General features: G+C 70.6%; 12 protein-coding genes. 11 read left to right on the top strand and 1 reads right to left on the bottom strand.

The genetic code is table 11. The features are described from left to right. Positions 1-81: 81 nt before the first annotated feature. From TBR22_RS22925 to TBR22_RS22885, 9 genes are all read left to right on the top strand, one after another. Complete coding sequence (locus tag TBR22_RS22925) at positions 82-2,751, top strand: DUF5916 domain-containing protein (RefSeq protein WP_239490165.1); 2,670 nt, start codon at positions 82-84, stop codon at positions 2,749-2,751. A gap of 224 nt (positions 2,752-2,975) precedes the next feature. Beyond that, positions 2,976-3,890, top strand: coding sequence for a sugar phosphate isomerase/epimerase (locus TBR22_RS22920; RefSeq protein ID WP_239490164.1), 915 nt, complete (start codon positions 2,976-2,978; stop codon positions 3,888-3,890). Positions 3,891-3,896: 6 nt separating this feature from the next. Continuing rightward, a complete protein-coding gene (locus TBR22_RS22915; protein ID WP_239490163.1) occupies positions 3,897-4,184 on the top strand; it encodes an NAD(P) transhydrogenase subunit alpha in 288 nt (95 codons plus the stop codon). After that, entirely contained in the window at positions 4,181-5,575 is a 1,395-nt protein-coding gene (locus TBR22_RS22910) for an NAD(P)(+) transhydrogenase (Re/Si-specific) subunit beta (RefSeq protein ID WP_239490162.1), read from the top strand. Before TBR22_RS22915 ends, TBR22_RS22910 begins: the two co-directional genes overlap by 4 nt. 215 nt (positions 5,576-5,790) lie before the next feature. Continuing rightward, a complete protein-coding gene (locus tag TBR22_RS22905; protein ID WP_239490161.1) occupies positions 5,791-6,930 on the top strand; it encodes an FAD-dependent oxidoreductase in 1,140 nt (379 codons plus the stop codon). Next, positions 6,931-8,271, top strand: a complete 1,341-nt coding sequence (locus TBR22_RS22900; RefSeq protein ID WP_239490160.1) for an amidohydrolase family protein — start codon at positions 6,931-6,933, stop codon at positions 8,269-8,271. 19 nt (positions 8,272-8,290) lie between these two features. Continuing rightward, complete coding sequence (locus TBR22_RS22895; RefSeq protein WP_239490159.1) at positions 8,291-9,199, top strand: aldo/keto reductase; 909 nt, start codon at positions 8,291-8,293, stop codon at positions 9,197-9,199. 135 nt (positions 9,200-9,334) lie between these two features. Continuing rightward, positions 9,335-12,367: a CHASE domain-containing protein gene (locus tag TBR22_RS22890; RefSeq protein WP_239490158.1), complete on the top strand. Its 3,033-nt coding sequence runs from the start codon at positions 9,335-9,337 to the stop codon at positions 12,365-12,367. Between the two features lie 123 nt (positions 12,368-12,490). Then, positions 12,491-12,727: a DUF3079 domain-containing protein gene (locus tag TBR22_RS22885; RefSeq protein ID WP_370651551.1), complete on the top strand. Its 237-nt coding sequence runs from the start codon at positions 12,491-12,493 to the stop codon at positions 12,725-12,727. A 51-nt stretch (positions 12,728-12,778) separates the two neighbouring features. Here the strand turns inward: TBR22_RS22885 and TBR22_RS22880 are convergent, their stop codons facing one another. Continuing rightward, the gene (locus TBR22_RS22880) at positions 12,779-13,150 is read right to left on the bottom strand and encodes a hypothetical protein (RefSeq protein ID WP_239490156.1); all 372 of its coding nucleotides are present in this window, start codon (positions 13,148-13,150) and stop codon (positions 12,779-12,781) included. A gap of 206 nt (positions 13,151-13,356) precedes the next feature. Between TBR22_RS22880 and nrfH the strand changes: the two genes are divergently transcribed. Beyond that, positions 13,357-13,836 carry a cytochrome c nitrite reductase small subunit gene (nrfH, locus tag TBR22_RS22875; RefSeq protein WP_239490155.1) on the top strand — a complete coding sequence of 160 codons (480 nt, stop codon included), beginning with the start codon at positions 13,357-13,359 and terminating at the stop codon, positions 13,834-13,836. Next, a complete protein-coding gene (locus TBR22_RS22870) occupies positions 13,833-15,344 on the top strand; it encodes an ammonia-forming cytochrome c nitrite reductase subunit c552 (RefSeq protein ID WP_239490154.1) in 1,512 nt (503 codons plus the stop codon). Before nrfH ends, TBR22_RS22870 begins: the two co-directional genes overlap by 4 nt. Positions 15,345-15,363: the final 19 nt, after the last annotated feature.

Raw genomic sequence — 15,363 nt, 5'->3', positions numbered from 1 at the left:
CCGCACGCCGCACGCGGGAACGTCGAACGCCGAAGGCCGACCGCCAGGGAACGGGTTCCGGCCCGCGTACAATGCCGCCCCGTGGGATCGCGTGCGCGTGTCGCCCTGACCTTCCTGTTGTCCTGGGCGTCCGCCGGCGCCGTGCCTTCCGTGCTGGCCCAGGCGCAGACCCGCGAGCTCCACGCAGCCCGGTTTCCTTCGCCCCCCGTCATCGACGGCCGCCTCGACGATGAGGCGTGGCGGCAGGTCGAGCCGGCCGGCGGTTTCCTGCAACGCGACCCCGTGCAGGGCGACCCGGCCTCCGAGGACACCGAGGTGCGGGTCGGCTACGACGAGCACGCGCTCTACGTCGCGGCTCGCCTGCACGACCGCCAGCCGGGCGCCATCGTCCGCCAGCTCTCGCGGCGCGACGTCGCCGTCGAGGCCGACGCCTTCATCGTCTACCTCGACGCGCACCACGACCACCTCACGGGCGCGCAGTTCGGCGTGTCGGCGGCCGGCGTCCAGCGTGACGCGCTCATCTACAACGACCAGTTCCTCGACCCGACCTGGGACGCGGTGTGGGCCTCGGCGGTGACCCTGGACGAGCGGGGCTGGGCGGTCGAGATGCGGATCCCGCTGTCGCAGCTGCGCTTCACGGCCAGCGATCGCGCCACGTGGGGCATCAACGTGCAGCGCGTCATCCAGCGCCGCAACGAGTCGGACTGGCTGCAGCTGGTGGGCAAGAACGAGCCCGGCCTGGCCTCGCGCATGGCGCACCTGGCCGACATCGTCGGCATCGAGCCACCCGGCACGCTGGAGCTGATGCCGTACGCGACAACGCGCGCGGAGTTCATCGAGCCGCCGCTGGCGGGCAATCCCTTCAACGACGGCGTGCGCGGCTTCGCGGCCACCGGCATGGACCTCAAGTACGGCGTGACGAGCAACCTCACGCTGGATGCCACGTTCAACCCGGACTTCGGGCAGGTCGAGGTCGATCCCGCGGTGGTGAACCTCACGCAGTTCGAGGTGTTCTTCGAGGAGCGTCGTCCGTTCTTCACCGAAGGCGCGAAGGTGTTCGGCAACTTCGGCCGGAGCGGCGCCAGCGAGTACTGGGGCTTCTTCCGTCCGGAGCCGACGCTGTTCTACAGCCGCCGCATCGGCCGCGCGCCCCAGGGGCGGTATGCCAGCCCCTACCTGGACGCGCCGGCGACCACGACGATCCTCGGCGCGGCCAAGCTGGTCGGGCGGACGCGTCACGGCTGGACGGTCGGGGCGCTCGAGGCGGTGACCGGACGGGAACAGGCGCGGCTGTCGACGGGGCTGGGCACCACGACGCGCGACGTCGAGCCGCTCACCAACTACGCGGTGCTGCGGGCGCAGCGCGAACTCGGCGCGCGCGGCGGCATCGGCCTGCTCGGCACGTCGGTGATCCGCGAGGGCCGCGAGCCGCAACTGGAGAACGCGCTCACCTCCCGGGCGCACATGCTCGGCGTCGACGGGCACTGGTACCTCGATGCCTCCCGTCGCTGGGTGCTGCACGGCGGTCTCGCAGGCAGTCGTGTCGAGGGCACCCAGCCGGCGATCACCCGCCTGCAGCGGGCCGAGCAGCGGTACTACCAGCGTCCCGACGCGCCGCACGTGTCGCTGGACCCGACGGCCACCAGCCTGTCCGGGTGGACCGGCCAGGCGAACCTGAACAAGCAGGGCGGCAACGTCACCGCGAACTTCGGCGTGTGGGGGATGAGCCCGGGCCTCGAGGTGAACGACCTCGGCTTCTCGACGCAGACCGATCGCGCCGGCGGCCACGCGATGGTGCAGCTGCGCAAGCTGGTGCCGTCGGGCTGGACGCGCGAGCGCACCGCCTGGGTCTCCAAGTGGTGGACGTGGAACTACGGCGCCGAGCTGCAGGGCGATGGCTGGCAGGGCGCGACGAGCGCCCAGTGGCGCAACTTCTGGCGCACCTCGCTCACCCTGACACACGCGCGCCGGGTGTGGGACGACAAGCTGACGCGCGGCGGGCCCACCGTGATACGCCCGGGCAGCGTCGGCGCGCAGGTCAGCGTCGCGAGCGACAACCGCAAGGTGGCCGTGGTCGCCGCCGACCTCGGCTACACGGCGCGGCAGTACGACGCGTCGGCGCTCACCGGCGGCGTGAGCGTCGCCGTGCGGCCGGCGCCGGCCGTCACGCTGAGCGTCGGGCCCGCCTACCGACGCAACATCGTCGCGGCGCAGTATCTCGCGACGGTCGACGACCCGCTGGCCACGCACACGTACGGGCGCCGCTACGTGTTCGGCGAGCTCGATCAGACCGAAGTGTCGATGATCGCGCGCCTGAGCCTGGCGACCTCGCCGCGCACGTCATTGCAGGTGTTCCTGCAGCCGCTCGTCTCGGCCGGGGACTACGGCGCGATCAAGGAAGTGGCGGCGCCGCGCACCTTCGCGTTCACCCGCTACGGCGAGGACGGCGGCAGCACCATCGGGCCGGGGCCGGCCGGGCAGGGACTGGTGATCGATCCCGACGGCGCGGGGGCGGCGGCGCCCTTCGTCATCGCGCAGCCCGACTTCAACGTCCGGTCGCTGCGCGCCAACACCGTCTTCCGCTGGGAGTTCCGTCCCGGCTCCACCCTGTACGTGGTGTGGACGCAGAACCGCCGCGACACGGGGGTCACCGGCGCGTTCGACCTCGGCGACGACGCGGGACGGGTCTTCTCGGCGCCTGCCGACGACGTGCTGCTCGTGAAGGTGTCGTACTGGTTCGGACTGCGGTGATGCTCAGGGCTCAGGGCTCAGGGCTCAAGGCCCAGGGCTCAAGGCTCGAGGCGGCGCAGCGCGCACGCGGTCCCGCCTGATTCGACTGCCGACTGTCCGTCAGTCGTCCTCGCCCTGATGGCTTTGTTGTAGGACCAATCCGACAGCAGGGGCGCCCATGCGTCAGGGGTGCGTTTCCCGTGTGCCGATGATCCGGCAACGGGGATACACTCTGCACGACTCCCATGCCCATGCCCCTGAATCGACGCGCGTTCCTCTCGGCGACGGCCTCTGCGGCCGTGGCCTCGACCTTCACGGCGGCGCCGGTCGTCGCGGCCCCGATCCGTCGCGCCGGCAAGACGCAACTGCGCGTCGGGCTGGCGGCCTACTCGATGCGGCAGTACCTCACCGCCAAGCCCGGCACCAGGGGCGCGATGGACCTGCTCGGCTTAATCGACTATGCGGCGACGCTCGGCGTGGACGCGGTGGAGCTGACGTCGTACTTCTTCCCCGAGAAGTTCGACCGGGCGTACCTGAACGAGGTGAAGCGCCGTTGCCACGTCAACGGGCTCGACATCTCGGGCGGCGCCATCCGCAACAACTTCACGCTGCCCGACGAGGATCCCGAGCTCCAGAAGTGGCTGCAGCACACCGACACGTGGCTGGGCCACTACGCGGTGCTGGGCGCGCCGGTGGTGCGCGTGTTCAGCGGCGTGCCGCCCAAGGGGATGAGCGAGGAGCAGGGCATCGCCAACGGCATCAAGAACCTGAAGAAGGCCCTGGTGTACGCCGAGAAGCACGGCGTGATCCTCGGGCTCGAGAACCACGACTACCTGACCAAGATCGACCGGATGCTGCCGGCGCTCAAGGAGATCGACTCGCCCTGGTTCGGCGTGAACCTCGACTCCGGCAACGTCGACGACACCGACGTCTACCCGCAGCTGCAGAAGATCGTGCCCTACGCGGTCAACGTGCAGCTGAAGGTGGAGACGGGCCCGGTCAAGCAGAAGGTGCCCACCGACGTGCCGCGATTCGTCAAGCTGCTCAAGGACGCGGGCTACCGCGGCTACGTCGTGCTCGAATACGAGTCCGCGCCCGATCCGTACGAAGCCATCCCGCAGCACCTCGCCTCCCTGCGAGACGCCATCCACAAGGCCTGAGGACCCATGGACTTCATCACTGCCCTGTTCGTGTTCATGCTGGCGACGTTCATCGGCATGGACGTCATCCGGCGCGTGTCGCGGCTGCTGCACACGCCGCTCATGTCCCTCACCAACGCCATCTCCGCCATCGCGATCGTCGGCGCCATCATCCTCGCCGGTCCGCAGCACGACCGCCTGAGCACCATCCTCGGCGCCATCGCCGTCTTCGCCTCGACCACCAACATCATCAGCGGCTTCCTCATCACCGACCGGATGCTGAAGATGTTCAAGACGAAGGAAGGTGGCAAGTGAGTCCGCAGACCATCGACCTCGTCTACCTCGTCTCGGCCGCGCTCTTCATCTTCTCGCTGAAGTGGATGAGCGACCCGAAGACCGCCCGCAACGGCGTCTTCGCCGGCGTCGCCGCGATGGCCCTGGCCGTGGCCGGCACGCTGCTGCGCCCCGAGATCACCGCCAACGGCTACGTGTGGATCGGCGTCGCCGTCGTGCTGGGCACGATCGTCGGCGTCCCGCTCTCGTGGGTGCCGCTGACCGCGGTGCCGCAGCGGACCGCGCTGTCGCACGCCTTCGGCGGCCTGGCCGCCGGCCTGGTCGGCATCGGCAAGTTCTACCTGTTCATGCACGAGGGCGACCTCACCGCGTTCCGCACCGGCGCCATCGTCTTCGAGGTGGCGCTGGGCCTGATGACCTGCACCGGCAGCCTCGTGGCGGCCGGCAAGCTGCAGGAAGTGCTGCCGACGCGGCCGGTCACCTACCCGGGCCAGAACGTCGTCAACTTCTCGCTCATCGGCGCCGGTGTGCTCATCGGCATCCTGCTGGTGGTCAACCCGGCCTGGACGTTCCTGTTCCCGGCGCTCATCGTGCTCGCGCTGGTCTTCGGCGTGCTGCTCGTGATGCCGATCGGCGGCGCCGACATGCCGACGGTGATCTCGCTGTTGAACTCGTATGCCGGCCTCGCGGCCGTCGCGATGGGCTTCGTGCTCGAGAACAAGCTGCTGATCGTCGCCGGCGCGCTCGACGGGTCGTCGGGCCTGATCCTGTCGATCATCATGTGCCGCGCGATGAACCGCTCGTTCACCAACGTGCTGTTCGGTGCCTTCGGTCAGGTGCAGGCCGCCGCGGCCGCGGGTGAGCAGAAGGTCGCCAAGTCGGCGACCATCGAGGATGCGGCCCAGATCCTCGAGAACGCCGACACCGTGGTCATCGTCCCGGGCTACGGCATGGCCGTGGCACAGGCGCAGCACCGCGTGCGCGACGTGTACGAGGCCCTCACCAAGAAGGGCGTGAACGTGCGGTTCGCCGTCCACCCGGTCGCTGGCCGCATGCCCGGCCACATGAACGTGCTGCTGGCCGAGGCCGAGATCCCGTACGACCGGCTCGTCGAGATGGACGACATCAACCCCGAGATGAGCCAGGTGGACGTCTGCGTGATCCTCGGCGCCAACGACGTCGTCAACCCGGCGGCGCGCCACGACAAGAGCAGCCCGATCTACGGCATGCCGATCATCGACGCCGACAAGGCGCGCACGGTGCTGGCCAACAAGCGCTCGATGAACCCGGGCTTCGCGGGCATCGAGAACGAGCTGTACTACGCCCCCAACACGCTCATGATCTTCGGCGACTCGAAGGTCGTGATGGGCGACATCGCCAAGGCGCTCGCCGGCGAGAGCGGGATGCACTAGAGGGCTCAGGGCTCAGGGCTCAGGGCTGACGAATGGGTAGGGCCGGCTCTCCGAGCCGGCCGTCGTGCTCGAGGGGCGCTTTCCGCAAGGGGGGCGCCCTTTCGTGTCTTCCGCCTGCACCCGCCCGTCCCGCTGCCCGATCCGCGATCCGCGATCCCCGATTCGCGTTCAGAATGGGTGCCATGACCGCGGCCCCGTCTTCCAGCACACCACTCATGTCCCCGTCATCAGGGGGGGCTCCCCGCATCGTCGTCGTCGGTGCGGGTGCGTTCGGCGGCTGGACGGCCCTCATGCTCCGTCGCGCCGGCGCCGAGGTGACGCTGATCGACGCCTGGGGCCCGGGCCACGCACGCGCGAGTTCGAGCGGCGAGACCCGCGTGATTCGCGGCACCTACGGCGACCGCGCCATCTACACGCACATGGCCGCGCGCGCCATGCAGCTGTGGCAGGCGCACGACGAAGCGTCGCAGCGCCGGTTCTTCCACCCGGTCGGTGCGATCTGGATCTTCAGCGGCAACGAGTCGTTCGGCGAGGCCTCCGTCGGGCCGATGCGCGACGCCGGGCTGGCCGTCGAGTGGCTCGACCCGGACGAGGCACGTGCGCGTTGGCCGCACATCAACGTCGAGGGCGTGTCACGCGTGCTCTGGGAGCCCGGAGCCGGCTACGCGCTCGCACGCCGGGCGTGCGAACACGTCGTCGAGACCCTCGTGGCCGAGGGCGGCCACTACGTCACCGCGCAGGTGCGGCCCGTGGAGGACCTCGATGGCCCGCTCAGTGCCCTTGCCCTTGAGGACGGCACCTCGGTGAAAGCCGACGGCTTCGTGTTCGCCTGCGGCCCGTGGCTGGGCACCGTGCTGCCCGACGTCGTCGGCGGCCGGGTGCGGCCCTCGCGGCAGGAGTCCTTCTATTTCGGCACGCCGGCCGGCGACGCGCGGTGGCTGCCGCCCGACATGCCGGTGTGGCTCGACTACGGTGACCGGATGTACTACGGCATCCCCGGCAACGCCAACCGAGGCTTCAAGGTCGCCGACGACACGTACGGCGCCACCTTCGACCCGACGCACGGCGATCGCGCGCACACCCCGGAGATGCTCGCCGAGGCGCGGACGTTCCTGCGCCGCCGCTTCCCGGCCCTCGCCGACGCGCCGCTGCTCGGTTCGGAGGTGTGCCAGTACGAGCTCACCTCCGATTCGCACTTCCTTGTCGACCGCCACCCGCACGCCGGCAACGCCTGGATCGTCGGCGGTGGGTCGGGCCACGGGTTCAAGATGGGCCCGGCGATTGGCGAGTACGTGACCCGGCTCGTGCTCGAGCAGGGCGAGAGCGCCCCGGAGTTCAGGCTCGGGAACCGCTAGATGCCCGTGCGCCCCTCGTCACGCCTGGCGGGTCTCCTGCTGCTCTGCGCAGGTCTCGCGTTGCGTGCCGACACGCCGGCGCTGCTGATCAGGCATGCCACCGTGGTCGACGTCGCGGCAGGTCGGCTGCGGCCCGAACAGGCCGTGCTGGTCCAGGGCGATGCGATCGTCGCGGTGGGCGACGATGCCACGGTCGCGTCGTCGGCGCCGACCGCACGGGTCATCGATGCGCGTCGACGCTTCGTGGTGCCGGGCCTGTGGGACATGCACGTCCATGCCCTGTGGGACCCCGTCGCGATCGACACCGCCTTGCCCCTGCTGCTGGCGCACGGCATCACCGGCATCCGCGACATGGGCGGTTCGCTGGCGGTCCTGCAGGACGTGCGTGAGCGCGCCGCGCGTGGCGACCTGCTGGCCCCCCGCCTGTTCGCCGCCGGCGTGATCCTCGACGGGGCACGGCCCGTCGATCCGTCGATCTCGTTCGCGATCGCCTCGGCCGACGAGGGCCGCGCGGCCGTCCGTCGACTCGCGGCGGCGCACGTCGACTTCCTCAAGGTCTACACGCTCCTGCCTGCCGCCGCGTTCGCGGCGGTCGTGGATGAAGCCGCGCACGTCGGGTTGCGGGTCAGCGGCCACGTGCCCGGCGACGTCACGGCTCGCGAGGCCGCGCGCGCCGGCATGCACAGCATCGAGCACATGCAGGCCGAGCTCGGGACCTTCTGCCCGACCACGGCGTCGGCTGCGGAGTGCGACTCGCTCATCGACGAGTTTCGTCGCCGGGGTACCTGGCAGACGCCGACGCTGGCCGTGCGGCGCGCCCGCGCCTTCAGCAACGAGGAGACATACGTCGACGACCCCCGCCTGGCGACCGTGCCGCGGATGTTGCGGGAGCAGTGGCTCTCGACGCGCCGCGACCGGGTCGCGCGACTGGGCGCCGCAGGCTACGCGAGGATGCGGACGGAGTACGCGCACGAAGAAGCGCTGGCCCGGCGGCTGCACGACGGCGGCGTGCTGATGCTGGCCGGCTCCGACGCCGGGGCCGACTTCAGCTACTGGGGGTCCGGCCTGCACGACGAGTTGGCCGCGCTCGTGGCCGCCGGCCTCACGCCGCTGCAGGCCCTGCGGTTGGCGACGACGGCGCCCGCCGCGTTCCTGGGCAGGACGTCACGCGTGGGCCGCGTCGGCGCCGGCGCGCCCGCCGATCTGGTCGTGCTCGATGGCAACCCGCTCGAGGACGTCCGGGCGCTGTCGCGCGTGCACGCCGTGCTCGCGTCCGGCCACTGGCTCGACAGGCCACGACTCGACGCGATGATCGAGGGCGCTCGGCTCGCCGCGCGCTGACCGCAGGTACGCTAGGGCCATGGAGCTCACCCGCGCGCAGTTCCTGTCCATCGTCGCCGGCGCCGCGGCAGGAGCCGTGGCGTCGGCCGCTGCTCAGAAAGGTCCACGCATGATTTCCCGCACCATTCCCTCGAGCGGCGTGGCCGTGCCCGTGATTGGCGTCGGCACCTGGCGCGGCTTCGACGTGGGCGCCGACAGCACGAAGCGGCAGCAACTTGCCGACGTGCTGCGCGCGCTGTTCGAGGCGGGCGGACGGGTGATCGACAGCTCGCCGATGTACGGCACGTCCGAGGAAGTGGCGGGTGACCTGCTCACCGCGCTCCGGGCGCACGACGCAGCGTTTGTGGCCACCAAGGTCTGGACCGAGGGACGCGACGCCGGCATCGCGCAGATGGAGGCCTCGATGCGCAAGTTGCAGCATCCCCGCCTCGAGCTGATGCAGATTCACAACCTGGTGGACTGGCGCACCCACCTGGGCACGCTGCGCGCGTGGAAGAAGGAGGGCCGCATCGCTCACCTCGGCATCACCCACTACCGCGACGATGCCCACGAGGCGCTCGAGGCCGTCATGGCGGCGGAGGTGATCGACAGCGTCCAGCTCAACTACTCGATCGACAACCGGGCGGCCGAACGACGACTGCTTCCGCTCGCGGCCGATCGCGGCATCGCCGTGCTCGTGAACCTGCCGTTCGGGGGCGGCGGGCTGTTGCGCAAGGTCCAGGGGAAACCCTTGCCTGGCTGGGCAGCCGAGATCGGCTGTCGCACCTGGGCGCAGGTACTGCTCAAGTACGTGGTCGCGCACCCCGCGGTCACGTGCGTGATCCCGGGCACCAGCCGGCCCGAGCACATGCGCGAGAACGCCGGGGCCGGCAGCGGTCCCCTGCCCGACGACGCCCTGCGCCGGCGCATGGTGTCGGCCCTCGCCTGATCTCGACCCGCCGCCGGTGCCGGCAGCAACGCAAGTCGGCCGTCGCCTGCTGCCTGCGCATACACTCATGGTCGACCTGAAGGAGGCCGATACGGGGTGCGGGCGACGTGCATCGGTCTGCCCGCTGCGTTGACCATGACCGCTCGTGTCCAGCCCGTGCCCGGCTCCGTCGCCCCCGCCGCGGTGGGACGTCTGGTGCGTCACCGTGCGCTCCCGGTCGTGGTCGTCGTCACGTCGCTGCTGGCCTGCGTGCTCGGCTGGTACCACGGCGACCGAGCCATCGAGCGGAATGCGCGCGAGCGCTTCCGTCACACGGCCGACGACGTGACCGAACTGCTGCAGGAGCGGCTTCGCGACCACGAGGCGGAGCTGCGCGGCGCGGCGGCCTTCGTGCGTGCCACGCCCGAGCTCACGCGCGAGCGCTGGCGCGAGTACGTCGGCGCGCTGGGCAACGGGGACAAGGTCCCCGGCGTGGTCGGCATCGGCTTCGTGCCTCGCGTCGCGCATGCCGAGGTCGCGACGTTCGAGGCCAGGCTGCGCAGCGAGGGCATGGCCGGCTTCGCGATCACGCCGGCGTCGAACCTGCCCCAGCACCTGCCGGTCACCTACTTCGCGCCGGAGTCGGCGGCCTATCAACGGGCACTCGGATTCGACATCGCCACCGACGCGACGCGTGCGGCCACGCTTTCGCTCGCGGCAGAAGCTGGCCAGTCGGTGGTCGTCGAGGCGGCGCGGCTGGCTGGCGATGGCGCCGCGGACCCGGTGTTCGTGCAGTTTCTCCCGGTCTACGCTCCGGGGCAGAGCCTCGGCAGCGTGGCACAACGCCGTGCCTCACTGGTCGGCTTCGTCTACCTGCTGTTCCACGTCTCCGAGTTCGCGGCAGCGGCCGAACCGGCCAACCGCGAGGGCCTCGGGGTCGTCCTCCGTGGGCGCGACGGTGCCGTGCTGCATCGTGCCGGCGCCGCTCGTGACCGACAGGCGCTCGGTGCCTTCCACGAGTCGCGCCTGCTGGCCCCCGCGGGGCAGTCGTGGGCGCTGGAACTGGTTGCTGGTCCCGGATGGTACCGGCCGGCCGAACGAGCCATGCCGGTCGCGGTGGCACTCGGCGCCGCCGTCGTCAACGGCGGCCTCATCCTCCTGCTGCTCGCCCAGCGGCGCGTGCGCTCCGAGGCCGAGGCCCTCGTGGCGCAGAAGGACGACGCGCTGACACGGTCCGAGGGCGCGTTCCTCGCCGTGACCGAGTCGGCGCGTGTCGCCATCGTGCTCACCGACAGCCACGGCCGCTTCACTTACGCCAACGCCGCTGCCGAGGCCATGTTCGGCGTGCCCCGCGCCCGGCTGGTCGGCTCGAGCAGCATGCAGTACGTGGCCGAGGCCGATCGCGAGCGTTTCCGCGAGGGGCTGGAGAAGTTCCTTGCCGGCCAGGGGCGCATCGCCGCGGGCGCCCCCACCCCGATCACCGGCCTGCGCGCCTCGGGTGAGGAGTTCCCGGCCGAGGTCGCGCTCTCGTGGTTCGACAGCGCCGGCGCCCGGTACATCACCGGCGTCATCGTCGACCTCTCCGAGCGCGTGCGCGCCGAGGTCGCGGCGCTCGAGGCCGAGGCGCGCTGGAAGGTCGCGATCGAGAGCACCGACGACGGCGTGTGGGACCGGGACATCGAGGCGGGCGTGCTGCACGGGTCGCGGCGACTCTTCGAGATGCTCGGCTACGAGGCCGCCGACGGGACGATGCGCGACGACGAGTGGTACGGGTTGATCCACCCCGACGACGTCGCGGCGGCGCGAGCGGACCTTCACGATCACCTGTCGGGCGCGCGTGCGCAGTATGTGTCCGAGTACCGCACGCGCATGCCCGACGGCTCGTACCGCTGGGTGCTCGGCCGCGGCCGCGTGATCTCGCGCAGCCCCGACGGGGCGCCGCTGCGGATGGTGGGCACCTGCACCGACATCACCGAGCGACGCCAGGCGGAGGAGACCCTGCGGTTCGCGCGCGAGCAGGCCGAGCAGGCCGCGCGCAGCAAGAGCGACTTCCTGGCGATGATGAGCCACGAGCTGCGCACCCCGATGAACGGCGTGCTCGGCATGACCAACCTGCTGTCGAGCACGTCGCTCACCGAGGAACAGCGCGAGTACCTGGAGATGATCGGCCGGTCGGGCCATGCGCTCCTGCGGCTGATCGACGACATCCTGGACTTCTCGAAGATCGAGGCCGGCCGGGTGGTGCTGGAGCAGATGTCGAGCGACGTCGGCGCCCTGGCCCAGGAGGTCGTGACGCTGCTCGGCGTGCAGGCGCAGGCCAAGGGGCTGCAGCTCGAGGCCACCATCGCCCCGGGCACGCCGACGGTCGTCGTGATCGACCCGGGTCGGCTGCGGCAGGTCCTGTTCAACCTGGTGGGCAACGCCATCAAGTTCACCGAGGCGGGGGGCGTGACCGTGGGCGTCAGCGCCGACAGCCTCGTCGACGGGCGCGTGACCCTGCGCGTCGAGGTCACGGACACGGGGATCGGCATCCCCGAGGAGAAGCAGCGACTGCTCTTCCAGAAGTTCTCCCAGGCCGACGCCTCGACGACTCGCCGGTTCGGCGGGACCGGCCTCGGGCTGGCGATCTCGAAGGGGCTGGTCGAGAGCATGGGCGGGCGCATCGGCGTGACCAGCGCGGTGGGCCGCGGCTCGCAGTTCTGGTTCACGGTCCAGGCGGCCGTCGCGGCCGGCGCCGTGCCCGAGGCCCAACCATTCGCGATCGATACCGGCGCGGCCGCGGCCTCCGCGCAGCCGTCGCCGCAGCGTCGTGTGCTGGTGGCCGAGGACAATCCCGTCAACCAGCGGGTGGCGGTCCGGATGCTGGAGAAGCTCGGGTACTCGGTCGACGTGGCGGTCGACGGCCGCGAGGCGGTGCAGATGGCGCGGTCGGGCAGCTACGCGGCCATCCTGATGGATTGCCACATGCCCGAGGTGGATGGCTTCGAGGCGACGCGGCAGATCCGCCGGGCGCTGCCCGGGGAAGCCCGTCCCCCGATCCTCGCCATGACCGCCGCCGCGACGGAAGTCGACCGCGAGCGCTGCCTGGCCTGCGGCATGGACGACTACCTCCGCAAGCCGGTGCAGATGCCGGACCTGCGCGCCATGCTCGACCGCTGGGTGCGGCCGTCGGCGCCGCCGGCCCGGTGATGACGGGCGGGCCGTCAGGGTGTCTGCCAGCGAGACATCGCGGCGCCGGCCTGCAGGATTTTCCGGCGCGTGCGCGAAGTCTTTCCGGTTGCCGCCGCCGCGACCGAGGCGCACGATCGCTTCATGGGAGCGCCCAGGATCCCCCTGCACCCCAGGAACCCTGAGCGGGTCTGCTGGGGCTGCGATCGCTATTGTCCGGCCGACGACATGGTCTGCGGCAACGGCACGATCAGGTGCCCGCACCCGTGCGAACTGTTCGGCGAGGACTGGCTGGAGGCGTTCGCCGCCGACGCCGGGCCGGTCGCCGACGCACCGCCGCCCGTCGATGCTCCACACCAGCCCCGGCGCGCAGCCGAGTAACCGTCGATCGTCAGGTCGACCGGCGCGCCGATTCCCGCAGCACCAGCGGCCTCACCGACGCACGGCGACCCGCCACTCCCACGCCACGCCATAGGCCCGCGCGAGCTCGTCGAGATCGTTGCGCAGCAGGCGCCAGTCGCCCTGCGCGCGCTCGGTGAACTCGAAGCGCGTCATCAGGCCGTTGATCTCGGCGGCACGCGTCAGGACCTCCTCCACGTCCGACGACACCGCCTTGTCGTCGTCGAAGCGCTTCTCGAGGCGATCGGTGGCGTCCTCGAAGCGCTCGATGTAGTCGTTGAGCTGATCCTCGAGCTTCGAATCGTCGACGCGGCTCTTGTCGAGCGCCTTGTCGAGCGACGAGCGGAACCGGTCGGCGCCCTTCTCGATGCGTTCGAGCAGGTGCTCGACCTGTGCGTCGCTCAAGCGTGCTGGCTGCCCGTGAGCCAATGACGGCGCGCAGGGCGTCGCGCAGAGCACCGCGCCCAGCAGGCATGTGCGGAAGAGTGGATGGTTCGTCATGCCGATCGCGCTGCAAGAGCATTGCCTCCTGCCGATGGGCGAGGCAGAGCTTGCGACGAACCTTCCTCGTGAGGCATGGTGACGCACACCGTGACCTCGAGAGCGCGCCGATGACGACCAACGTTGCACGGTCCCGCTGGGCGTTCCAGTGGCGATGGGCGCTCCTGCTCTCGGCGCTCGTCGGCGTGGTCGTGGGGATCGGCAGCTACACGTTCGTGTACGCGAAGGGCTACAGCTACCTCACCAACGATCCCGCGGCCTGCGCCAACTGCCATGTGATGAACGAGCAGTACGCGGGGTGGACGCGCTCGAGCCATCGCGCCGTCGCGGTCTGCAACGACTGCCACACGCCGGCCGGCCACGTGGCCAAGTACGTGACCAAGGCCACCAACGGCTTCTGGCACTCCTTCTACTTCACGACCGGTTGGTATCCCGACCACATCCGTGCAGGACGCCGCAACAAGGACATCGCCGAGGCCTCCTGCCAGAAGTGCCATGCGCCGATCACCTCGGCCATCACGACCGGCCACCCGGGCGACCCGGCAGTCGCCTGCGTGCGCTGCCACGACTCGGTAGGACACCTGCGATGACGACGACGCAAGACGGGACCAAGGGAGCGGGCGCTGGCCGGCCGGCGTGGCGGTGGCTGGTGCTGACGGTGGTGCTGACGGCGGCGATCGCCGTCGGCGTGACGGCGCTGCTGGTCAACATCTTCGAACGCAAGCAGGAGGGGCGCGACACCTTCTTCCGCGTCGTCGAGTTGACCGACGACACCGTCGACCCGGCGATCTGGGGCAAGAACTTCCCGTTCCAGTACGACAGCTACAAGCGCACGGTGGACCAGCAGCGCACGCGCTACGGCGGCAGCGAGGCGGTGCCGCACCAGCCGACCTCGGCCGATCCTCGCTCGGTGGTGGCGCAGTCGCGACTCGACGAGGATCCACGCCTCCGGACGATGTGGGCCGGCTACGCGTTCTCGAAGGACTTCCGCGAGGAGCGCGGGCACGCCTACATGCTCGAGGACCAGACGTACACCGAGCGCCAGCACGTGACCAAGCAGCCAGGCACGTGCATCCACTGCCACGGGTCGGTCTACGTGCCGTACCGGAAGCTTGGCGGCGGCGACCTCATCAAGGGCTTCGAGATGATGAACAGGATGCCCTTCGGCGAGGCTCGCAAGCTCGTCGAGCACCCGGTCGCCTGCATCGACTGCCACGAGCCGAAGACGATGCAGTTGCGCGTCACGCGGCCCGGCTTCCTCGAAGGCATCAAGCTCGTGAAGGCCAAGGCCGGCATCGAGAACTACGACGTCAACACGATGGCGACCCGGCAGGAGATGCGCACGTACGTGTGCGGACAGTGCCACGTCGAGTACTACTTCAAGGGGCCCGAGAAGCGGCTCACGTACCCCTGGCGCGATGGCATCAAGGGCGACGAGATCCTCGCCTACTACGAGAAGGAAGGCTTTGCCGACTGGACGCACGCCGAAACCGGCGCGAGGACGCTCAAGGCGCAGCATCCCGAGTTCGAGATGTACAACCAGGGCATCCACGCGCGCTCCGGTGTCGCCTGCGCGGACTGCCACATGCCCTACCAGCGCGAAGGTGGCCTGAAGGTCAGCGACCACTGGGTCCGCAGCCCGCTGCTCAACATCAACCGCGCCTGCCAGACGTGCCACAAGTGGTCGGAAGCCGAACTGCAGGCGCGTGCGCAGACGATCCAGGAGCGCGTGTTCGGGCTGCGCAACCGGGCGATGGACGCGCTGATGGCGCTCATCGCCGACCAGAAGGCCTCGCTCGCCAAGGGCGCCACCGACGCGCAGCTCGCGGCGTCGCGCTCGTTCCAGCGCCAGGCGCAGTTCCTGCTCGACTTCGTGGAAGCCGAGAACTCCGTCGGCTTCCACGCGCCGGAAGAGGCCGAGCGTCTGCTGGCGATCTCGATCGACTACTCGCGACAGGGGCAGATTGCGTTGCTGCGGGGCGGCGCGCCGGCGCCACCGGCCGTGCAGGCCCCGCAAGGGATGACGACGGCGGCGCCCGCGACGACGGGGCCCGCGGGCAGCAAGGTGGGCACCCCGGCGACGACGGGGCAGCACTGAGAATGCCGCGAGGCGCGAC

The sequence above is a fragment of the Luteitalea sp. TBR-22 genome (assembly GCF_016865485.1).
Lineage (GTDB): Bacteria > Acidobacteriota > Vicinamibacteria > Vicinamibacterales > Vicinamibacteraceae > Luteitalea.
Note: the sequence above shows the minus strand (reverse complement) of the source record. Positions and strands in the feature narration are given on the sequence as shown.

Bases quoted from the DNA above. Each gene is read 5' to 3' on its own strand.
- TBR22_RS22920 (WP_239490164.1), top strand. From the start codon at position 2,976: ATGCCCATGCCCCTGAATCGACGCGCGTTCCTCTCGGCGACGGCCTCT.
- TBR22_RS22915 (WP_239490163.1), top strand. From the start codon at position 3,897: ATGGACTTCATCACTGCCCTGTTCGTGTTCATGCTGGCGACGTTCATC.
- TBR22_RS22905 (WP_239490161.1), top strand. From the start codon at position 5,791: ATGTCCCCGTCATCAGGGGGGGCTCCCCGCATCGTCGTCGTCGGTGCG.
- TBR22_RS22900 (WP_239490160.1), top strand. From the start codon at position 6,931: ATGCCCGTGCGCCCCTCGTCACGCCTGGCGGGTCTCCTGCTGCTCTGC.
- TBR22_RS22895 (WP_239490159.1), top strand. From the start codon at position 8,291: ATGGAGCTCACCCGCGCGCAGTTCCTGTCCATCGTCGCCGGCGCCGCG.
- TBR22_RS22890 (WP_239490158.1), top strand. From the start codon at position 9,335: ATGACCGCTCGTGTCCAGCCCGTGCCCGGCTCCGTCGCCCCCGCCGCG.
- TBR22_RS22885 (WP_370651551.1), top strand. From the start codon at position 12,491: ATGGGAGCGCCCAGGATCCCCCTGCACCCCAGGAACCCTGAGCGGGTC.
- nrfH (WP_239490155.1), top strand. From the start codon at position 13,357: ATGACGACCAACGTTGCACGGTCCCGCTGGGCGTTCCAGTGGCGATGG.
- TBR22_RS22870 (WP_239490154.1), top strand. From the start codon at position 13,833: ATGACGACGACGCAAGACGGGACCAAGGGAGCGGGCGCTGGCCGGCCG.